The following is a 19,674-nucleotide window of genomic DNA, read 5'->3' on the forward strand; positions in this document are numbered from 1 at the left end:
TTTTAGCGGGTTTTTTTATGTCTATCAGATTTTGAATTGTGGTTTAGTCTGAAGCTTTTCCAAAGTTTCCTGTTTTTAAGTCTTCATAGGCCTGTAAAATTTCCTCGTAACTGTTCATCACAAAGAAACCATGTCCATTGATCGGCTCTTGCAAGGGCGGTGCAGATAAAAATAGCAGATCACAATCCTCTAAGGCAGTGATCACAACATTCGTATCAAAGCTCGACATCACCGCTAAGGCTTGTTCTTCTAGCACGTCTTCATGCGCTGCGAACTGAAGCTTGCCTTTACGTAAATAAATTAAAGTCGTGTCCCCATGGTTGGCAGGCAGGGTGAGTTGATGTCCTTTAGCTAAATGGATATCAAATACATTCATCGGGCTAAATGTTTGGGCGATACCCTGTGTACTCTGAAATTGTCCGGCCACGATACGGACATAACCTGCATCATTTTCGAGTAAGATTTTGGGAATACGATTATTGAGTAAGCTTTGGTAGCGAGGTGCAGACATTTTATCTTTTGAGGGAAGGTTGACCCACAATTGCACCATTTCAAAGTATCCACCGCGTTCACGAAACTCTGGACTAAAATGTTCTGTATGTTGAATACCAGAAGCTGCCGTCATCCATTGCACATCGCCTTGCGTAATGATGCCGCTTTGACCCGTAGAATCTTGGTGTTGTAATTCACCAGCAAAAACAAAGGTCACTGTTTCAAAGCCTCTGTGTGGATGTTCATTGACACCTTTTTTAGTACTTTTTGGCGACAAGCGTCCTGGCCCTAGATGATCTAATAATAGAAAGGGCGAGGTGGTATTCCCCAGTTCCTGATAAGAAAAGACGGACAGGGCAGGATAAAAATCACCAATCGCAAATCGCGTGTCATTACGGTGGATAAAGGCAAGGCTTTTCATGGGCGGTGCTTTTTAAAATTATTGGTTTTAGGTTACCAAACTCTTATTTTTCGTCTAGAGCATTGTTGATGAATAATTTCTCTGATCTGACATTGAAGTCCTTAATCGGTGAATGGTCGAAAAGTTGATTTTCATCATTACAATCTCTACATAAAGGCTGCAACTTCATACATAATGCAGAACTTTGCGACACGAATTACACAAAACCGTTGCTTTTCTTCATTTTTTTAATGATCAAAAACAGTAAGATGTCGTCATACCAGTAGAAATCTGATAGAAGGTTGTTTTTATGAATTTCGTAAAAAAAATGGCTTATGCTGCAACGTTAAGTGCAATGACACTTGCTCCTGTTGTGAGTAGTCAGGTATTCGCTGCACCTGTAGCTGCATCGGCTCAGCAAGCGACCACAAGTTTGGTTCAACAGTTATCCGGCTTGCAACGATTCACCGCAGATTTTGAACAAACCACAAAAGTGGCAACCAGTAATAAAGCAATACAAAAAAAAAGCTTAACCGCTCAACACATGAATCAGACCTTTAAAGGAACCATGAAAGTTGAGCGTCCTGGGAAATTTTATTGGGAAACCACCAGTCCAGCCAAACAAACCATTGTGACTACAGGTAAAGTGGTGTGGATTTATGATCCAGACTTGCAGCAAGCCGTGCGTCAAAGCTTAGATGATCAAATTGCCAATACCCCAGCATTATTGTTATCGGGTAATACCAACCAGATCATGCAGTCTTATCGTGTGACTCAACCAGACCGTACCAAACTGTATTACACCTTGTATCCGAAACAGGAAGATGGAGCATTCCAAAGCTTGACCATTAGTTTTGGTGGCAATAAAGCACCGAATTTGATGGTATTACAAGACTCTTTGGGTCAAACCACTTATGTCCGTTTCAATAATATTAAAGTGAATCAAGCGATTCCAGCCTCAGTGTTTAATTTCACGCCGCCTAAAGGCACAGATATTATTGATCAGTAATGATTGAATAATGTTATTTCTTAATTGAAGTATAAGATCTAATCTGCAATGGCGCAGATTAGATCTTTATATACATTGATTTTATTTGATTTAGAAAAATCATAGCTGTTTAGAACCAATGTTTGAATATAGGTTTTTAAGCTCTGAGCTAAGTGTGCATATTTTTTTAAATATGTAGGTGTTGAAATGAGCACATATTGCTGTTCATTGTCATCCCAATCGTAAACAAAGAATCCTCGTTTTGAAATTGCAATGAAATCATCTGGGCGAGGCAGATCAACCTTTAAATTTGCTTCGCCAGTCACTGGAAATTGCTCAATAAGAATTTGTTCAATATTTTCTAACTTTATCAGAGATGAATTGAGAACAAAATTGGGGATTGGAGCGACACCTGCTGTTACGAAGGCCGCCAATGCACCGTTTTGATCCATTGCAATCCAGATACAGTCGATATCTTCTGGATATAACCCCATTTTGTCCTCCTAACTTATCTCTTTGTAACCTGATCGTTATACTGGTTTTTTAATCACGATACATTTCTTAATTTTATATTTCCACAAGGCTTTGTATAGTGAAGAAAAACATCAGAGACTTGCATGACGATGAATACTTCACAATTATCAAAAATTATTCCACTTCTTCCCATCCTGACTGTCGTTGCACTTGCAGGTTGCCAACCTAAAAAAGAGAGCACTGCGACAACTGAAAAAGTTGATATTCCATTAATTCATGCAAAAGTGGTGGCAGTTAAAATTCCAAAGCAAAAAGTCTGTTTGGAAGATGGTTGTACCAATTATGATTTACAAACGGTTGAAACTAATCAGAAATGGATTGATGAGTATTTTGTCAATCGGATGAAAAAAGCGGAGCCGAATGCGTTTTCGAATATTGCAGATCAAAAAGTAAAAGTTCCTGCGGATGAAGCATCACAAAGTGAAAGCAGTACCTATGTGCGCTTTGTTGGGCAAAACTATAACTTAGCGACTTTTGCAATTCAGACCTATTCATATTCTGCGGGTGCAGCCCATGGCATGTCACATCAAGAGTTTGTGAATTTTGACTTGACCAATAAAAAACATATCACGGTCAGTGAATTGTTGAAGCCTGATATGAATACCAAACTGCGTGACGAACTCTATGCATCCAATCAAAACTGGTTGGAAGACCACAGCATTAAAAAAGAACAATTACAGGTCAGTGATAACTATTACTATGGGGTGAACGGCATTGTCTTCGTCTATCCACTGTATGAATTGGCGTCTTATGCGGAAGGGATGAGTGAGTTGACCTTGCCGTACTACGCAGCCAAGCAGTTTGTAAAAGCTGAATATTTACCGAGCTTGCCAAAAGATCCGAACTAGTTTCGATGCAGCATTTACATATGATGTGTAGATGCTGCGCAAGCGCTGTATTTTTTTAGGTTAAAGCCTTACACTATAGCCAGTTTTTTCTCTATTCATGATTGATTATGATCGACCCAAAATTACTCAGAAATAATATTGAAGCAGTCAATGCTGCTTTGGCAAAACGTGGTATTCAGCTAAATGTACAAGAGTGGGCTGATTTAGAAGCTCGCCGTAAAGATTTGCAATCCAAAGCTGAAAACTTACAGGCAGAGCGTAATGCTGGTGCCAAGCAAGTCGGTCAAATCAAAAAGTCGGGTGGAGATGCTTCTGAGATCATGGCGCGTATGGCGGCCATTGGTGATGAGATCAAAGCTGCGGAAGTGGCTTTGGCTGAGTTGCAAACTGAGCTTGAGCAAAAGTCATTGGCGATTCCAAACTTGCCAGATGAATCTGTTCCCTTTGGTAAAGATGAAAGCGATAACCTTGAAATCTTAAAGTGGGGTACACCACGTCAGTTTGATTTTGAGATCAAAGATCATACCGATCTTGGTGAAATGATGGGTGGTCTGGAATTTGAAACAGCGACTAAATTAACAGGTTCACGTTTCAGCGTATTGAAAGGACCTTTGGCGCGTTTACAACGTGCTTTAGCCCAGTTCATGTTGGATACACACACGCTTAAAAATGGCTATACCGAAGCTTATGTACCGTATTTGGTCAATGCAGACAGCTTACGTGGTACAGGTCAATTGCCTAAGTTTGAAGAAGACTTATTCAAGCTACAAGGTGAAAAAGAGTATTACCTGATTCCAACCGCCGAAGTGCCAGTAACGAATTTCGTTCGTGACGAAATTATTGATGCGGATCGTTTACCACTGAAATATTCTGCACACACGCCATGTTTCCGCAGCGAAGCAGGTTCTTATGGTCGTGATACCCGTGGTTTGATTCGTCAACATCAATTCGACAAAGTCGAAATGGTGCAAATCGTGAAACCAGAGCACTCTATGCAGGCACTTGAAGAGTTGACTGCACATGCAGAGGGCATTTTGCAGGCATTAGGCTTACCGTACCGTAAGATTTTGCTCTGTGGTGGTGACATGGGCTTTGGTGCAGTTAAAACGTATGACTTAGAAGTATGGGTACCAAGCCAAGATACTTATCGTGAAATCTCAAGCTGCTCAAATGTGGGCGATTTCCAAGCACGCCGTATGAAAGCACGCTACCGTGTCGATCAGAAGAAGATTGAATTGGTGCATACCTTGAATGGTTCAGGTTTGGCAGTTGGTCGTACCTTACTTGCAGTGATGGAAAACTATCAACGCGCTGACGGTTCAATCGAGATTCCAGAAGTTTTACGTCCATATATGGGCGGTCTTAGCTACATCGACTAAACTTTGCATCGAATTTGTGCATAGTTTTTGCTTTAGCTCAATCAGATTGAAAATATAGAGGCGTGACGTGGAAATTTTCCCAATCTCTTTAAAGTTGCAGCAGCAACGCTGTCTGATTGTGGGTGGTGGGCATATTGCCTACCGCAAAGCAAACCTGCTCGTCAAAGCTGGTGCAATCGTTGATGTGATTGCACCAGACATCATTTCTGAATTGCGCCAACTGGTTGAGCAATCAACAGGGCAATATATTCAAGCCTCTTTTTCTGAAACGGTTCTGGCAACGCCTTATCGCTTAGTGATTGCGGCAACAGATCAACCTGCCGTCAATAAAAGCGTATTTGAACAGTGTGAACAGCGTAATCTGCTAGTCAACAGTGTCGATGATATTCCACATTGCCGCTTTATGGTGCCTGCGATTATTGATCGCTCACCATTGGTAATTTCTGTGGCCTCCAATGGCGCATCGCCAGTGTTATCCAGACAGCTACGTACTCAGATCGAAACCATTGTGCCGCATGGTATGGGTAAATTGGCTGAGTTTTCGGGGCAATGGCGTAAAAAAGTGAAAGCCAAAATTGCCAATCCAGATGAGCGTCGTATCTTCTGGGAAAACTTGTACGCCAGTCCGTTGAAAGAACAGGTTTTCAATGACAATATTGATGTGGCCAATGATCTGATTGAGCAGGCCTTAACAGAATGGACTGCACCGAAAGGTGAGGTGTATTTGGTCGGGGCAGGGCCGGGTGATCCAGAACTGCTGACTTTAAAAGCCTTGCGTTTGATGCAGCAAGCTGATGTGGTGATTTACGATCGTTTAGTATCGGCACCGATTCTAGATTTGTGCCGCCGTGATGCTGAAAAGATTTATGTGGGTAAAGCACGCTCCAATCATTCGGTTCCACAAGATGGTATCAACGCCTTATTGGTGGAATATGCACAGCAAGGTAAGCGTGTTTGTCGTTTAAAAGGCGGCGATCCTTTTATCTTTGGCCGTGGTGGAGAAGAGATTCAGGAATTGGTTGAAGCCAATGTGACCTTTCAAGTTGTACCAGGTATTACCGCAGCTTCAGGCTGTTCGGCCTATGCAGGTATTCCACTGACGCATCGTGATTATGCGCAAAGTGTACGTTTCTTGACAGGACATTTAAAAGAAGGCTCACCTGAGTTACCTTGGAAGGAACTGGTCTATGAAAACCAAACTTTGGTGTTATACATGGGCTTGGTCGGTTTGGAACGTATTTGTGAACAATTAATTGCACATGGCCAGCGTCCAACCATGCCTGTGGCCTTAATTTCCAAAGGCACCACCCCTGAGCAAAAAGTGGTGGTGGGTACATTAGCGGATATCGCAACCAAAGTATCAGAACATCAGATCGTAGCACCGACTTTAACCATTATTGGTGAAGTGGTCAGTCTACGTGAACAGTTAAAATGGCAATCCCTCCCGACCTCCCTTTAGAAAAGGGAGGAGTCCCCCTCTTTCTAAAAGAGGGGTTAGGGGAGATTTAAAAGTAGAGAAAATTTGTGATTCATGTCGTCCTATACGAACCTGAGATTCCAGCGAATACAGGTAATATCATTCGTCTTTGTGCCAATACAGGTGCGCAACTACATCTAGTCAAACCTTTAGGCTTTGAGTTGGATGATAAAAAGTTGAAACGTGCAGGTTTGGATTATCACGAATGGGCGAGAATGCAAATTTGGGACAATATCGAACTTTGTCTTGCTGACTTAAAAGCAAAAGGTGTTGAGCATGTTTTTCCGCTCACGACTAAAGGCACAGCAACACCGCATACGGTTGATCTGAATCGTCCAGTTGCCTTGTTGATGGGACCTGAAACCCGAGGCCTGCCTGAGCAAGTGCGTATGATGTTTCCGCAAGAGCAATGGATTCGTTTGCCAATGGCTGAAAATTCAAGAAGCTTAAACCTCTCGAATGCAACTGCCGTGATTGTCTATGAAGCGTGGAGACAGCAGGGCTTTAAACAACTCTGATTTATCGTACTTTAGATATCGCCGTATGGACTTGCCACAACCAGCGTATAGCCATTCAGGTCTTTAAACCAGATTTCACGATGATGCGCGTTGGGGTTGTATTTAGGGCCTTCCAAAATTTCAACTTGATGAGTTTGTAGCTTTTTAACAATCTCATCAAATTGATCACTTTCAAACCAAAGCAAAACGCCGTTACCAATCACCCGTTTCGGGTCTCCGATATTTGAGTGGTCATGGGCTTGCCATTGGTGCAGTTGCAGCGCCATGCTTTGCTCAAACAGTAACTGTTCATATTCTCTGCCACCATGCCCACTTTCTAAGCCCAGCACAGTTTGATACCACTGACTGGTTTTCTCGACATCGGCAACAGCAATTAAAGGTTGTGGGTACATACACACCTCAGGGAATTATTGGAGTTCTTGTTCCTGTATCGTATCAAAACGTCGTTGAGCGTAAATCACTTGCTCAATATTACTTTCTGCCCAGTCTTTGAGTTGATACGCCATTTCTGCCACCTCTAAACCGAGTGTCGTGAGTGAATAATCCACCCGAATCGGCGCAGTATCTTGTACTTGGCGCTCAATAAAGCCATCTCGTTCCAGCATTTTTAGTTTTTGTGACAGAACTTTTGGTGAGATACCCTGAATACTCTTTTTGAGTAGATTAAAATGTTGGGTTTCCTTTGCAAGTGTGTTGATAATTAGCAATACCCATTTATCTGCAATTTTTTCAAAAAATAAACGAGCAGGGCAATGTTGTTGATAAATATCATATTTTAATGCCTGATTCATAGCTAAAAACCTCATACTTCTAATCGCATGTCCCTAGTTACCTGCTGGTAACTAATTGACACCTAGTTTCTAAAATATATCATTAAATCGAACTTTTGAAAAATTTTGGATTATCTCATGACACAAATTGCAGTTGTTTATTTCTCAGGCTATGGCCATACCAAAGTTGTTGCTGAAACTTTTGCAGGTGCGATTGACGCATCTTTAATTGAAATTGATCAGAATGGTGAGATTACAGAGCAAGACTGGCAGACTTTAAATGAGGCACAAGGTATTGTTTTTGGAGCGCCAACTTACATGGCGGCAACCCCTTGGCAGTTTAAAAAGTTTGCTGATGCTTCTTCAAAAATCTGGTTTACCCGTGGTTGGCAAGATAAAGTCTTTGCAGGCTTTACCAATAGCGCGAGTTTGAATGGTGATAAGCAAGTCACTTTGATTCAATTACAAACTTTGGCGTCTCAGCATGGTGGTATTTGGGTGAGCTTGGGATTATTGCCAGCTAATACCAAAAATGCGAAACGTGAAGATGTGAACAATTTAGGTGGCTCTGTAGGTTTGTTGGTTCAATCGCCATCAGATGCAAGTACTGATGAGATCCCAACAGGGGACTTGGAAACAGCGAAGCTTTATGCACAACGTGTGAAAGCCATTGTTGAAAAGCTGCATGGTTAAAATTTATAGAAAATAAAAAAAGGCGCATTCAGCGCCTTTTTTTATTTTTAATCGGTTTAACGATCATCAAATTCATTATGCTGTGGAGCATTGTATTTGAAGCCTTTGGTTTTATACCCAAGGTATAAAATACCAAACATTGCCCACCACAAACCGTATTTCAAGGCTGTATCTTCAATTTCTAACCACATGGCAAAGACACTGAGGAAACCCAGTAAGGGAATGATGACAAAGTTAAGGATATCTTTGAAATTCTTCGTCCTTCCGTCACGTAAGGCATAACGTGAAATGACCGAAAGATTTACAAAGGTAAAGGCAATTAATGCACCAAAACTGATCATTGAGATTACGATATCCAGACTCATTTTTCCTGCAGCGAGAGCGACGATACCGACAATGATAATGTTATAGGAAGGCGTGAAATTTTTAGGACTAATATGACCAAAAATTTTCTTGTTAATAACACCATCACGTCCCATAACATACATCAAGCGAGATACACCAGCGTGAGCTGAGATACCAGATGCCATCACAGTCACAATTGCAAATGCAAGTACATAAGACTGGAATAATGAACCACCGACTAATAACAAAATATCGGGTTGAGTCGCTGCAACATCTTGGAAGTAGCTTTTTGGGTCATTTGGAAAGTAAATTTGCATAAAGTAGGTGCTAATAATAAAGATCACACCAGCAAATAAAGCAGTCAGGAAAATCGCTTTAGGTAAAGTTTTCTCTGTGTCTTTGGTTTCTTCTGCGAGTGAACTCAGTGAGTCAAAACCTGTAAATGAGAAGCACAGTAAGGTTGCACCCGTAATTAATGCACCAACAGAGGTTAATTCATTCCAGAACGGTTGCAAGCTCCAAAGCTGATAGCGCGTTTCAGCTGTAATCGGACCTTCAGCGTTGTAACCCATTTGCAGCTTGCTATAAACAAGATAAGTAAATACAGCAATTACAATAAGTTGAACTAAAACAATGAGACTATTAAAGTTCGCAACAAAACGAGCCCCACGTAAATTAACACCCGTCATAAATGCAGTAAGCACCACCACCCAAATCCAGTGATTCACATTTGGAAATAATGCTTCCAAATAGATGACTGCTAATATGATATTTACCATCGGAGAAAGTAAATAATCTAGCCAAGATGACCAGCCCACCATAAACCCAACATTAGGGTGGATGGATTTCTGAGCGTAGGTGTATGCGGAACCCGAAGAAGGGTAACGACGGATCATGTGCCCATAGCTTAACGACGTGAACAAAATGGCAATGAGTGCCACAATGTAAGACGTTGGAACATGATGATGACTTTCTTCTGATACGAGACCGAAAGTGTCGAATAAGGTCATTGGTTGGATGTATGCCAAACCAATAATAATAATGTGCCAGAGACCAAGTGTTTTTTGCAGTTTAGCTGCCGATTGAGTCCCAGAGATATTTGTCAACGGCGTTATCCTCATTATCGTTGATCAAGGATCAGCTACAGTGTTAAGGATCGTTTGAGACGAAACGATCCCCCCTACAGAACAAAATAAGTGCGCCAATCTATCCTAAAACGCTATAAATTGTCAGTACTTTTATGCTTTTTTTAGCAAGTTTTTTGCCAATTGGGCAAATAAATAGATGAATAAAGATTCACTTAAAATTAAAAAGCCCCGATATCCAATCAATATCGGGGCCTTTAAGCAGGAATACTTGATTTAACTCAATGTATTACCATGCTTTTTGTAAGATTGCACGAATGTCTTGCAAGTTTGCTTCTTTTGGATTGTAAATGATAGAACCATCATTCAATGCCTTGTCTGCCACTTCATCCAGTTGTGCTTCAGTGATTTTACCTGTTTCACGTAAAGTACGTGGCAATTTAGTCAAGCTGAATAAACGATCACGCATCGCCAGAATCGTGGCAATCGCTTTGTCAGCACGTAAGCTGGCTGGCGTTTGGGCATAAATATCAGCACCCGCGAGTGGCAACAGTAACTCACCAATCTTGTCGCCATTAATCTCTTTGTTGTATTCAAGTACGTATGGCAGGAATAAGTTCATGCATAAGCCGTGGGGAAGATGTGCAACTGCGCCGAGCGCATGACCCAATGAGTGAACTAAGCCCACCATTGAATTAGAGAAGGCAATCCCCGCCATAGTGGATGCTTGTGCAAGCTCTAAACGACCTTGTGCATCGCTTGGATTGTCTAAAACTTTGAACAGATTTTCGCTGATCTTTTTAATCCCTGCGCTGGCATAGGCATCACTGAGTGGATTAGCAGCTAAGCAGGTATAGGCTTCGACACAGTGCGTCAATGCATCCATACCTGTCATGGCTGTAAGATGCGGTGGCAATGTTTGCGTCATGCGTGGATCAAGAATCGCCGCATGTGGCATCAAGTAATAAGAAGCAAAAGCCAATTTTACATTGCGTTGCGTATCCGAAACGACAGCAACCATGGTGGCTTCCGAACCTGTACCAGACGTGGTTGGAATCACAAAGAAAGGTTTCAGTGGTTTTGGTAGGTTATGTGCACCTGAATATTGCAATAAATCGTCACCACCTTCAGAGACCAAGATATTGGTCGCTTTAGAGGTGTCAATCACTGAACCGCCACCAATCGCAATGATCGCATCACATTTTTGCTTGCGGTAAAGTTCTGCTGCTAAGCGTACCACTTCCAAGCTTGAATCGGGTGGAACATCATCAAAGATCGCACCAATTACTGCATCGGTGGTACTGAACGCCGCTTCGATTGGGCTAAGTAAACCATTGGCACGTACACCTTTATCAGTAATGATCATTGGGCGTTTTGCGCCAAGTGTCGCAAGTTCAAATGGGATATGCTCTAAGGCAGCGTTACCAGCAATGACTTTTACAGGACAGAAAAACTCGTAATAAGGCTTAGCCATGTTATGCGCTCCGTTTGAGATATGATTTTGCGACTTTAAGATAAATATTTTTTGCACCCGTGAATTTTTCTTTTAATGTTAATTCAGCCGGGTAGCGTTTGACTGCAAGTGAAGCGATTAGCTTAGGTAAGATCAGGGCTTCCATTTTATTCAAGCAACGCACCAGACGAATGGCACTTGAAACATCACCATCGGCAATCATACGGTCATTGGCAAAGGCTTGTGCCGTACTTTCTTGGAAAGAAAATACCAAAAATGCATGGGTTAAATGCTTGAAGGTAATGGTTAAATCAGGCTTGCCTTTGTAATTGGACAATAGCTCTAATTGTTTTTCTTCGGTTACTCGAGCAACAAATGCAGGTCCATTGGGGAAAACATTCATTGAAAGGATAAAACCTACAGGAAACTTCGACACTTCCTGTTGTACTTCATCATCCACTTGGCTTGCCATCACGAGGCCACGACCCACAACATCCATCATGAGTTTGACGTAGGCAAATTGCAACGTGGGCTTCACTGCTTTGGTTGAAATCACTTGCGTATCCCTTGTTAAAATTATGCAAAAGCTAATTTAGAGTATTTACTCTAATTTATTTTATTTGAATTGAAAAGTAAATTATTCAGATTTGACTACAAGGTCATTAAAGAAATCTATATTTTGCAGATAGTGGACAAAATCGGCACAGAGTTGTTGAAAGCTTGGGTAATCTGCCAGTAAGTCCTGTAAGCGCACCATTTCTAAGCCCGCATAACCACATGGATTAATGGTTTGAAAACCAGTGAGATCACAGTCGATATTCAGGGCAAGACCATGATAACTACGGCCACGACGAATTTTAAAGCCTAATGAACCAATTTTACGTTCATCCACATAGACACCTGGGGCATCTGGTTTGGCATAGGCATTGATATTATATTTTTTGAGCAGATCAATCATGGCTTGTTCTGCAAAGCTGACCAAGGTACGCACATGCCATTTCAAGCGATTCAAGTCTAATAGGAAATAGGCAACCAACTGACCTTTGCCATGCCAAGTGACTTGACCACCACGATCGGTATGTACAATCGGTAGGTTACTGTGCAGCAGAATGTGTTCAGGCTTGCCTGCTTGTCCTTGGGTTAGGACATCTTGATGTTGAAGCAGCCAAACCTCATCAGGTGTGGTTTCATCACGATTGGTTGTGAAGTCTTTCATTGCTTCAAAACGAGTTGTGTAATCTTGTAGATCATTGAAACAACGAATGATTAAAGTCGGTTTTGCAGCATTCATTACAACAGGATTTCCTTTGCAGCTTTGAATTGATTAGTGTTTGAGTTAAGTCATTATTTAGGTGGGATAAACATGTATTCTTCAAAATTTTCGATGTATTCATCTAAATTTTCTTCAAGCATTTTGCGATATTCAGCAAGAAAGTATTCGATAGTTTCTTGTTTTGCATTCGCGAGCTCTTCAGCTGTTTCCCATCCACTTGCGCTGATCCAAGCATTAAAACGGGATGTTGCAAAAAGCATAGAGGCACTTACTTTCCCTTTTCCTATCTCTTCCGTAATTTGCTGATTGGATAACTGAATGTGTTGATCCGCTCGCTCATAGAATTCATCATCAATATTTTGCATTTTATTTTATTCTCACAAAAAAAATCCAAAACACTTTCGCATTTTGGACTTTTTAATTAAAGCGCTGTCTTAATTAAAGGACAGGCTGCAAGGTCAGCGTATAAGGCATGAACTTGTTCCAACTCTTCAAAGCGCAGTTGAGCAGTTAAAGAGTGGTATTTACCTGTGCGTGACGGCTGTACTTTTACTGTCTCACCATCAAATTCAGGGAAGTGCTTCTGCAAAATATCAACAACAGCCACTCGAAGTTCATCCCCTGCATTACCAATCAATTTGATTGGATAGTCCATCGGGAAAACCCAAAGATGTTCTTGCAATTCACGAGAAGGAGTGCGGTCTAACATGAGCAACCTCTTAATTTGAAACGCCTGCATCAGTGCAGGCGCTTTTGATCTAATACATAGATGGGGATGAAGTGTTGAACTTCAAGTCCTGCGCTAAACCAATACAATGCATTGGTCTAGCACAAGATTTCCCAAATATTAGTCGTTTTCTAAGAATGAACGTAAGTGTTCTGAACGAGAAGGGTGACGAAGCTTACGTAACGCTTTCGCTTCAATCTGACGAATACGTTCACGTGTTACGTCAAACTGTTTACCTACTTCTTCTAAAGTGTGGTCGGTTGGCATATCAATACCAAAACGCATTTTCAATACTTTCGCTTCACGTTCAGTCAAGTTTTCAAGTACTTCGCGGGTCGCTTCTTTTAAGCCTTCTGAGGTCGCAGCATCCACTGGTGAAGTGATGTTTGAGTCCTCAATGAAGTCACCAAGATGCGAATCTTCATCATCACCGATCGGTGTTTCCATCGAAATCGGTTCTTTTGCGATTTTAAGTACTTTACGAACTTTAACTTCGTCCATTTCCAGACGCTCACCTAATTCTTCAGGAGTCGGTTCACGGCCCATTTCTTGAAGAAGTTGACGAGATACACGGTTGATCTTGTTGATGGTCTCAATCATGTGTACAGGAATACGAATGGTACGTGCTTGGTCAGCAATCGAACGCGTGATCGCCTGACGGATCCACCACGTCGCATAAGTCGAGAATTTATAACCACGACGATATTCAAACTTGTCCACGGCTTTCATCAAACCGATGTTACCTTCTTGAATCAAGTCGAGGAACTGTAAGCCACGGTTGGTATATTTTTTCGCAATCGAAATAACCAAACGTAAGTTCGCTTCAACCATTTCTTTCTTGGCACGACGTGCTTTCGCTTCACCAACCGCCATACGTTTAGAGATATCTTTGATATCTTTAACGTTTAAACCAAGATCTTTCTCAATATCTGCAATTTTTTGCTGGAAAGCCAATACGTCAGGACGTACTTTCTCTAAATGCGCTTTGGTTTCAGCAGGTGCTTTTGCAATTTGTTCGTCTAACCAAGCTGGATTTGATTCTTGCTCAGGGAAAGTTGTACGGAACTGGGTACGATCCATACGACCACGACGTACTGCATAACGCATAATTTCACGTTCATTTGAACGAATTTGGTCGTGTGTACCACGAATCATTTCTGAAATGATTTCGAATAAACGTGGTGTAAATTTGAACATCATGAACACAGCAGCAAGCGCTTCAAGCGCAGCTTTTGCTTCATCACTATCACGACCATGCTTCGCTACAACCGTTTTAGTTTCATTCCAAGCAGCTTCTAATTCAGAGAAACGAACTTTAGCAACTTCAGGGTCTGGACCTGACTCACCTTCAGAATCATCATCACCTTCAGATTCTTCTTCTTCGTCATCATCATCGAGTTTGACGTCTTTCGCTTTAGGTGAAGAATCTTCGTCTTCTTCAAGCTCAGCTTCTTCTTCAAGAACTTCTGGAATATCTTCGTCAGTTTCTGGGTCTAAATAACCAGAGAGAATATCGGCAAGACGACGCTCGCCTGTTAAAAAGTCATTATATTCTTGTAAAACAACTTCAACAGCATTTGGCCAGTAAGCAATCGAATGTAAAACGTCACGAATACCTTCTTCGATGCGTTTTGCAATGCTAATTTCGCCTTCGCGTGTAAGAAGTTCAACCGTACCCATTTCACGCATGTACATACGTACAGGGTCTGTGGTACGACCAGGCTCACTTTCAACCGATGCTAATACGGCAGCAGCTTCTTCTTCGGCAACTTCGTCAGCCGCTTCAGTTGATTCACCAAACATGGTGTCATCAGTTTCTGGTGCACGTTCATGCACTGGAATACCAACGTCTTGAAGCATCTGAATGATGTCTTCAATCTGCTCACTTTCCGTAATTGAGTCTGGTAGATGATCGTTAACCTCAGCGTAAGTTAAATAACCTTGCTCTTTGCCTCGGCTAATCAGAGCCGCTACTTGCGAAGTAGGGGAATTCATATCGCTCATCTTTGCTTACTCTTTTGTTGAATCTGGGGCGGTGAAAAACCGTGCATGATAGCACAATTCACGACGAATGTTTTGGATTTGATCCGTTTGCTTTAAATAAAAAATAGCTTTGATTTCACGTTCGTTTCTTGAATATGGGGTTGAGTCATAAATTTTCAAGCAGTCAATCCTGATTAAAGATGTTTTTTAATTACAATTGTTCTTAGATTATAAATACACAAAAAAACTGACGAAAAAAAGTACAAAACATCATTTTATCACAAAAAAAACAAATAAAACTTGACAAGGCTGGCTAAGACCGATAAATAGCGGCTAGACCCATTTATATTTTTTCATTAGAGGTACTTAGTGTCTTCTACAGATTTTGAATTAGATGATGATAACTATGGTGAAGATGATGCAGGTTTTGATGAGTCATCTGGAAAAATTACTGCCAAAGAATCATTAGAAAAGCGCCGTTTGATTGATGAGCTTCTGGCGCAACGTCGTTTAGAGCGAGAACTCAAAGATTTTGATTACGATTTCGACGACGATGATCTTGATGACGAAGACTAAGCAAAATTGCTAAGACTTTATGTCCGAAAATGTTATGCTGTTGACGATGTATTTTTAAAATTGGATTAAAGAATGAGCACGTTAGATTTAGACTTATTAAGTAACTATCTTGACGGCGATCAAAATGAATATGGTCTAGATTTTGCAGCGACTCATGGCTTTTTGTGTGCGATTGCAGTTGGTCCACAATTCGATCGTTGGTTAGATGAGCTTTTCGAGAGTAATCAAAAGAAACTTCCTGCTGAAGTACTTGAGCAGGTTAAGCTTTGGTTGGAGTCTATTCGTCAAGATTTAGCCAATGAAAATGGAATCGAATTTCCATTTGAAATCGAAGAAGCAGACGTTGAATCGAGCTTAGGTGATTGGAGTGTTGGTTTTGTTGACGCCATGTTCCTTAATGAAGATGCGTGGTTTGCGCCTGAGTTTGAAGAACAGCTTATCGATTTAACATTACCAATTATGGTGTTTAGCGGAATTGATGAAGAAGATCCACAAATGGAATCTTTCCGTCGTAATGGCCAGTTGATGGATGAATTAGCGGAAGAAATTCCAAATAATTTAAATGAACTTTATTTGATGTACCATACACCAGCATAAGGATGCTTCGGATACTGCGATCATCGCGGTTGATGAATGACAAACAAATAGAATATTAAAACGCCTCTAGAAGGCGTTTTTTTATGGCCGATTATTGGCGTTGTTGCTTTACATTTAGATCGTTTAAAGATCAATATTTAAAAATGAGCGAAAAGCAGACTCAGCCCTAAAGTACTCAAGATACAACCAATCACTCGATTAATACTGATTTGTCGAGAGAGAATTTTATTTCGAATGAAAGGCGTAGAACAAAAAAGTGCTACAAGGCAAAACCAAGCCAAATGACTGCCAGAAATAAAAATACCATAGCTGATTAACGTGTGCAGACTGTTGGTGGTGGTCATGAGTTGTGCATAAATACTCATGACAAAAAGTGTGGTTTTGGGGTTGAGGCTGTTGGTGAGAAAACCATGTCTAATAGCCTGCCACTGAGTAATATCATTGCTGTTCTCATCAAATAGAATTGGGGCTTGGGTAAAGGTTTTGTAGCCAATATAGATCAAATAAGCTGCACCAATATATTGAATTAGGTGAATTAAACTGGGGAGGTGTTGCTGTAAAAAAGTGAGTCCAATCAAGCTATAGCTAATATGTACCCAGACACCCATTGCAATGCCGTAGGCGGTACACATCCCCAAATGGCGACCATAGAGATAACTGTTTCGTGTCACAAGGGCGAAGTCTGCACCAGGGCTGATGACCGCAAGCAGGGTGACGATGCCGACAGCAATGATTTCATTCACTCATCTATTCCTAAACTGACTCATTAAAGATTTTTTATATTTTTCATATTCTTGCTATATTTAAAATTGAAGTTAATTCTTATTATGCATGAGTTTTTGGAATGATTGAGCGATTGTCTTTGAATTCACTCAAGTTTTTTTATTACGTGGCCCATTATGAAAGTGTGACGGTTGCTGCGGAAAAACTATTTATTACTCAAAGTGCGGTGAGCAAGCAGCTAAAAAACTTGGAAGAAAGTTTAGGTTTGGTGTTGTTTGTGCGCGAAGCCAGAAAGTTAAGTTTAACTTCGGAAGGTGAGGCGCTGTTTGATTGCTGTCAGCAAGTCTTTCAACAGATCGAACAGTGCGTATTGCAAATACAGCAACACAGTAAAGCGCAGAAGAACCTGATACTTTCTTGTGAACCTACCTTGGCCATGAAATGGCTGATTCCTCGTTTAGCGCAATTTAAGCAATTTTACCCAGAGTTTGAGGTGAGTCTGTTAACCGGTGGTGGGGCGGTGGATTTTACTGCACAGCATATCGACGTGGCGCTGAGAAGAGATGATTTTGATTGGGGCGCAGCCTTGTATAGTGAAAAAATTGCGGATGAACAGATGCTTGCAGTGCGGGCGAAGAATGATCATGCAGCAATGACACAGCTGTTTATTTCTAAGTCTAGACCTCAGCTATCGCAACAGTTTAAACGTCGACATCCAGAGCAATTCAGTGATTTAAAACGATCTTCGCTTGAGCATTTTTATCTCTGCATCGAGGCTTGCTTGGCGGGTTTAGGCGCAACTGTGGTTTCGGCCTACATGGTTGAACGAGAAATGAAATATCAGATGCTGGAGCCACTCACCACGGCCTATGCGGATGGTTCGGCCTATCATTTATTATCCGCCCAGCCTTTTGAAGAGGATATTCGCAAGTTGTTGCTGAGAGACTGGTTGAGAGATGAAATGCATAAAAGCCAATTGGGATTTAACACAGTTTCATCTCTGGCCTAAGCTTTGTTGGTGTTATTGGTTCTGATTTGATTTAGATCGGTAAAACTTTTTAATTGCCCACCAGATGATATATAAGGCGATTAGGGCGAAGATCAGATAGCTGATGCGTTGTAGAATCGCCAGCATGAGTGCCTGATTTTCACTAAAATGATAGCCCAGATAGGCAAGAAAACTGGTCCAAATGAGGGTTCCAGCGCAACTGTAGAGCATAAATTTACTAAAAGGCATTCGACTGATCCCTGCGGGGATACTAATCAAGGAACGAACTGCAGGAATCATTCGTCCAAAGAAAACAATCCGATGCCCATGTTTGTTAAACCATGTCAGTGCTTTGTCTAAATCCGCGACCTGAATCCGTAAATATTTGCCATAACGTTCGATAAACTGAAACAGTCGTTGTTGTGGTACTTTTCGACCGACCCAATAGAACAACATCGCAGCTAAAATTGAACCAGCACTTCCTGCAATAATGACGCCGATCAGGGTGAGTTCACCTTTTGAAGCGGTATAGCCAGCCGAAGGCATAATGATTTCTGAGGGAATAGGCGGGAAGATATTATCTAGGAACATTAAAAATGCGATGCCTAAATACCCCAGTTTTTCCATGATTGATAAGACCCACTCTTCAAGTCCCATAATGCCCTTATATAGTTCATTTGATTATTTTTTTTAGCATAGAGAGGTGGAGGACAATGCTCAAGGGGTGAATCGTTACATGATTTTTATCACGACAATAAAAAAGCCATAGTTGAACTATGGCTTTTAATCGACTTGTTAAGCTTACAGACGTTTGCGCTTTGCTGCTGCAATTTGTGACTGACGCATACGGAAGCCCGCTTTTTGCTTGTCTGTGGTTTTATCAATACAGTAAACACAAGATACGCCATGTTCATAGCTTGGTAGTTCAGCTTCAACTTTGGTTAGTGGCCAACCGCAAGCATGACACTTGATGTTTTCACCTTCTTCAACACCATGGGTCACCGCAGTACGGCCATCAAACACGAAGCATTCACCTTCCCACATGCTTTCTTCAGCAGGGGTTTCTTCTAGGTATTTTAAAATACCGCCTTTCAGGTGATAGACTTCATTGAAACCTTCTTGAAGCAGGAGGGAGGTTGATTTTTCACAACGAATACCACCAGTACAGAACATCGCAATTTTTTTGTCTTTATGCTGCTCAAGATTTTGTTTTACGTATTCTGGAAACTCACGGAATGATTCTGTTTTAGGGTCAATTGCACCCTTAAATGTGCCTGCTTTATATTCATAATCGTTACGGGTGTCGATCAGGATCACATCATCACGGTTAATTAGTTCATTCCATTCTTTAGGATCAAGATAGTGGCCAACTAAATCACGTGGCTTGACTTCTACACCTAAAGTTACAATTTCATTTTTTAGTTTAATTTTCATTTTACGGAATGGCTTTTCAGAGCTTTCAGACTCTTTATATTCCATTGTATTAAAACCTTCGTTCAAAAGGAATTGATGAACTGCATCAATGGCTGCACGGTCGCCAGCAACAGTTCCATTAATCCCTTCAGACGCTACAATCAGAGTTCCACATAAATTGATGCTATTCACTAAGTCCAAAAGACGTTGTTGCAGATCCGCTGCATCTGAAACTTCTTTAAATTGATATAGTGCCGCAACAACCCAATTATTGGTCGCTTGCTGTTCTACAGGTGCAAGCTGTTCTACAGTAGCGTTCATGGATAACTCCAAATGTATTAAGATAGAAAAATGAGGCGCACATTTTAGCGCGAAATCTGAAAATAAGCGAGAAAACCATAAAATAAATATG

At 41.2% G+C, this 19,674-nt stretch carries 23 protein-coding genes; 9 read left to right on the top strand and 14 right to left on the bottom strand.

Going from position 1 to position 19,674, the window contains the following annotated elements; translation table 11 throughout:
- Window positions 1-43: 43 nt before the first annotated feature.
- The gene (locus F896_RS15150; RefSeq protein ID WP_016162779.1) at window positions 44-913 is read right to left on the bottom strand and encodes a pirin family protein; all 870 of its coding nucleotides are present in this window, start codon (window positions 911-913) and stop codon (window positions 44-46) included.
- 289 nt (window positions 914-1,202) lie between these two features.
- On the opposite strand from F896_RS15150, the gene lolA reads away from it, so the two are divergent.
- Entirely contained in the window at window positions 1,203-1,901 is a 699-nt protein-coding gene (lolA, locus tag F896_RS15145; protein ID WP_016162780.1) for an outer membrane lipoprotein periplasmic chaperone LolA, read from the top strand.
- 38 nt (window positions 1,902-1,939) lie between these two features.
- Here lolA and F896_RS15140 read toward each other — a convergent pair whose 3' ends face one another.
- Window positions 1,940-2,374: a hypothetical protein gene (locus F896_RS15140; RefSeq protein WP_016162781.1), complete on the bottom strand. Its 435-nt coding sequence runs from the start codon at window positions 2,372-2,374 to the stop codon at window positions 1,940-1,942.
- 123 nt (window positions 2,375-2,497) lie between these two features.
- Between F896_RS15140 and F896_RS15135 the strand changes: the two genes are divergently transcribed.
- The 4 genes from F896_RS15135 (at window position 2,498) to F896_RS15120 (ending at window position 6,636) form a co-directional block, all read left to right on the top strand.
- On the top strand, window positions 2,498-3,262 hold the full coding sequence (locus F896_RS15135) for an RsiV family protein (protein WP_016162782.1): 765 nt from the start codon (window positions 2,498-2,500) through the stop codon (window positions 3,260-3,262).
- A 107-nt stretch (window positions 3,263-3,369) separates the two neighbouring features.
- The gene (gene serS / locus F896_RS15130) at window positions 3,370-4,641 is read left to right on the top strand and encodes a serine--tRNA ligase (protein WP_016162783.1); all 1,272 of its coding nucleotides are present in this window, start codon (window positions 3,370-3,372) and stop codon (window positions 4,639-4,641) included.
- 67 nt (window positions 4,642-4,708) lie between these two features.
- On the top strand, window positions 4,709-6,100 hold the full coding sequence (gene cysG / locus F896_RS15125) for a siroheme synthase CysG (RefSeq protein ID WP_016162784.1): 1,392 nt from the start codon (window positions 4,709-4,711) through the stop codon (window positions 6,098-6,100).
- A gap of 65 nt (window positions 6,101-6,165) precedes the next feature.
- Window positions 6,166-6,636 (top strand): tRNA (cytidine(34)-2'-O)-methyltransferase, encoded by a 471-nt coding sequence (locus F896_RS15120; RefSeq protein WP_016162785.1) that lies wholly within the window; start codon window positions 6,166-6,168, stop codon window positions 6,634-6,636.
- An 11-nt stretch (window positions 6,637-6,647) separates the two neighbouring features.
- On the opposite strand, the gene F896_RS15115 is transcribed toward F896_RS15120, so the two are convergent.
- On the bottom strand, window positions 6,648-7,028 hold the full coding sequence (locus F896_RS15115; RefSeq protein ID WP_016162786.1) for a VOC family protein: 381 nt from the start codon (window positions 7,026-7,028) through the stop codon (window positions 6,648-6,650).
- 15 nt (window positions 7,029-7,043) lie between these two features.
- Window positions 7,044-7,427, bottom strand: coding sequence for a winged helix-turn-helix transcriptional regulator (locus F896_RS15110; protein WP_016162787.1), 384 nt, complete (start codon window positions 7,425-7,427; stop codon window positions 7,044-7,046).
- Window positions 7,428-7,544: 117 nt separating this feature from the next.
- Between F896_RS15110 and F896_RS15105 the strand changes: the two genes are divergently transcribed.
- Window positions 7,545-8,099: a flavodoxin family protein gene (locus F896_RS15105; RefSeq protein ID WP_016162788.1), complete on the top strand. Its 555-nt coding sequence runs from the start codon at window positions 7,545-7,547 to the stop codon at window positions 8,097-8,099.
- A 56-nt stretch (window positions 8,100-8,155) separates the two neighbouring features.
- Here the strand turns inward: F896_RS15105 and F896_RS15100 are convergent, their stop codons facing one another.
- The 7 genes from F896_RS15100 to rpoD form a co-directional block, all read right to left on the bottom strand.
- Window positions 8,156-9,565 carry an APC family permease gene (locus tag F896_RS15100; RefSeq protein WP_171069638.1) on the bottom strand — a complete coding sequence of 470 codons (1,410 nt, stop codon included), beginning with the start codon at window positions 9,563-9,565 and terminating at the stop codon, window positions 8,156-8,158.
- 253 nt (window positions 9,566-9,818) lie between these two features.
- Window positions 9,819-11,003 carry an iron-containing alcohol dehydrogenase gene (locus F896_RS15095; RefSeq protein WP_016162790.1) on the bottom strand — a complete coding sequence of 395 codons (1,185 nt, stop codon included), beginning with the start codon at window positions 11,001-11,003 and terminating at the stop codon, window positions 9,819-9,821.
- A 1-nt stretch (window position 11,004) separates the two neighbouring features.
- Window positions 11,005-11,538, bottom strand: a complete 534-nt coding sequence (locus F896_RS15090) for a hypothetical protein (RefSeq protein WP_004652214.1) — start codon at window positions 11,536-11,538, stop codon at window positions 11,005-11,007.
- 81 nt (window positions 11,539-11,619) lie between these two features.
- Complete coding sequence (gene lipB / locus F896_RS15085; RefSeq protein ID WP_016162791.1) at window positions 11,620-12,273, bottom strand: lipoyl(octanoyl) transferase LipB; 654 nt, start codon at window positions 12,271-12,273, stop codon at window positions 11,620-11,622.
- Between the two features lie 53 nt (window positions 12,274-12,326).
- Window positions 12,327-12,620 (bottom strand): DUF3144 domain-containing protein, encoded by a 294-nt coding sequence (locus F896_RS15080; RefSeq protein WP_016162792.1) that lies wholly within the window; start codon window positions 12,618-12,620, stop codon window positions 12,327-12,329.
- A gap of 56 nt (window positions 12,621-12,676) precedes the next feature.
- Window positions 12,677-12,964 carry a YbeD family protein gene (locus tag F896_RS15075; RefSeq protein ID WP_004669225.1) on the bottom strand — a complete coding sequence of 96 codons (288 nt, stop codon included), beginning with the start codon at window positions 12,962-12,964 and terminating at the stop codon, window positions 12,677-12,679.
- A 138-nt stretch (window positions 12,965-13,102) separates the two neighbouring features.
- Window positions 13,103-14,986 (bottom strand): RNA polymerase sigma factor RpoD, encoded by a 1,884-nt coding sequence (gene rpoD, locus F896_RS15070; protein ID WP_016162793.1) that lies wholly within the window; start codon window positions 14,984-14,986, stop codon window positions 13,103-13,105.
- A gap of 348 nt (window positions 14,987-15,334) precedes the next feature.
- On the opposite strand from rpoD, the gene F896_RS15065 reads away from it, so the two are divergent.
- Window positions 15,335-15,541: a PA3496 family putative envelope integrity protein gene (locus F896_RS15065; protein WP_004803146.1), complete on the top strand. Its 207-nt coding sequence runs from the start codon at window positions 15,335-15,337 to the stop codon at window positions 15,539-15,541.
- 72 nt (window positions 15,542-15,613) lie between these two features.
- A complete protein-coding gene (locus F896_RS15060; protein WP_004803148.1) occupies window positions 15,614-16,138 on the top strand; it encodes a YecA/YgfB family protein in 525 nt (174 codons plus the stop codon).
- A 137-nt stretch (window positions 16,139-16,275) separates the two neighbouring features.
- On the opposite strand, the gene F896_RS15055 is transcribed toward F896_RS15060, so the two are convergent.
- Window positions 16,276-16,881, bottom strand: a complete 606-nt coding sequence (locus F896_RS15055; protein ID WP_016162794.1) for a LysE family translocator — start codon at window positions 16,879-16,881, stop codon at window positions 16,276-16,278.
- A 101-nt stretch (window positions 16,882-16,982) separates the two neighbouring features.
- Here F896_RS15055 and F896_RS15050 point away from each other — a divergent pair, with 101 nt between their 5' ends.
- Window positions 16,983-17,870 carry a LysR family transcriptional regulator gene (locus tag F896_RS15050; protein WP_016162795.1) on the top strand — a complete coding sequence of 296 codons (888 nt, stop codon included), beginning with the start codon at window positions 16,983-16,985 and terminating at the stop codon, window positions 17,868-17,870.
- A gap of 12 nt (window positions 17,871-17,882) precedes the next feature.
- On the opposite strand, the gene F896_RS15045 is transcribed toward F896_RS15050, so the two are convergent.
- A complete protein-coding gene (locus F896_RS15045; RefSeq protein WP_016162796.1) occupies window positions 17,883-18,506 on the bottom strand; it encodes a DedA family protein in 624 nt (207 codons plus the stop codon).
- A gap of 144 nt (window positions 18,507-18,650) precedes the next feature.
- Window positions 18,651-19,583, bottom strand: a complete 933-nt coding sequence (locus tag F896_RS15040; RefSeq protein ID WP_016162797.1) for an oxygen-dependent tRNA uridine(34) hydroxylase TrhO — start codon at window positions 19,581-19,583, stop codon at window positions 18,651-18,653.
- Between the last annotated feature and the right edge of the window lie 91 nt (window positions 19,584-19,674).

Origin of the sequence: Acinetobacter genomosp. 15BJ, from assembly GCF_000400715.1 — a bacterium.
GTDB lineage: Bacteria > Pseudomonadota > Gammaproteobacteria > Pseudomonadales > Moraxellaceae > Acinetobacter.

Coding starts and splice junctions, on each gene's coding strand:
- F896_RS15150 (WP_016162779.1), bottom strand. CDS start 913: ATGAAAAGCCTTGCCTTTATCCACCGTAATGACACGCGATTTGCGATT.
- lolA (WP_016162780.1), top strand. CDS start 1,203: ATGAATTTCGTAAAAAAAATGGCTTATGCTGCAACGTTAAGTGCAATG.
- F896_RS15140 (WP_016162781.1), bottom strand. CDS start 2,374: ATGGGGTTATATCCAGAAGATATCGACTGTATCTGGATTGCAATGGAT.
- F896_RS15135 (WP_016162782.1), top strand. CDS start 2,498: ATGACGATGAATACTTCACAATTATCAAAAATTATTCCACTTCTTCCC.
- serS (WP_016162783.1), top strand. CDS start 3,370: ATGATCGACCCAAAATTACTCAGAAATAATATTGAAGCAGTCAATGCT.
- F896_RS15115 (WP_016162786.1), bottom strand. CDS start 7,028: ATGTACCCACAACCTTTAATTGCTGTTGCCGATGTCGAGAAAACCAGT.
- F896_RS15110 (WP_016162787.1), bottom strand. CDS start 7,427: ATGAATCAGGCATTAAAATATGATATTTATCAACAACATTGCCCTGCT.
- F896_RS15105 (WP_016162788.1), top strand. CDS start 7,545: ATGACACAAATTGCAGTTGTTTATTTCTCAGGCTATGGCCATACCAAA.
- F896_RS15100 (WP_171069638.1), bottom strand. CDS start 9,565: ATGAGGATAACGCCGTTGACAAATATCTCTGGGACTCAATCGGCAGCT.
- F896_RS15095 (WP_016162790.1), bottom strand. CDS start 11,003: ATGGCTAAGCCTTATTACGAGTTTTTCTGTCCTGTAAAAGTCATTGCT.
- lipB (WP_016162791.1), bottom strand. CDS start 12,273: ATGAATGCTGCAAAACCGACTTTAATCATTCGTTGTTTCAATGATCTA.
- F896_RS15080 (WP_016162792.1), bottom strand. CDS start 12,620: ATGCAAAATATTGATGATGAATTCTATGAGCGAGCGGATCAACACATT.
- F896_RS15075 (WP_004669225.1), bottom strand. CDS start 12,964: ATGTTAGACCGCACTCCTTCTCGTGAATTGCAAGAACATCTTTGGGTT.
- rpoD (WP_016162793.1), bottom strand. CDS start 14,986: ATGAGCGATATGAATTCCCCTACTTCGCAAGTAGCGGCTCTGATTAGC.
- F896_RS15060 (WP_004803148.1), top strand. CDS start 15,614: ATGAGCACGTTAGATTTAGACTTATTAAGTAACTATCTTGACGGCGAT.
- F896_RS15050 (WP_016162795.1), top strand. CDS start 16,983: ATGATTGAGCGATTGTCTTTGAATTCACTCAAGTTTTTTTATTACGTG.
- F896_RS15045 (WP_016162796.1), bottom strand. CDS start 18,506: ATGGGACTTGAAGAGTGGGTCTTATCAATCATGGAAAAACTGGGGTAT.
- F896_RS15040 (WP_016162797.1), bottom strand. CDS start 19,583: ATGAACGCTACTGTAGAACAGCTTGCACCTGTAGAACAGCAAGCGACC.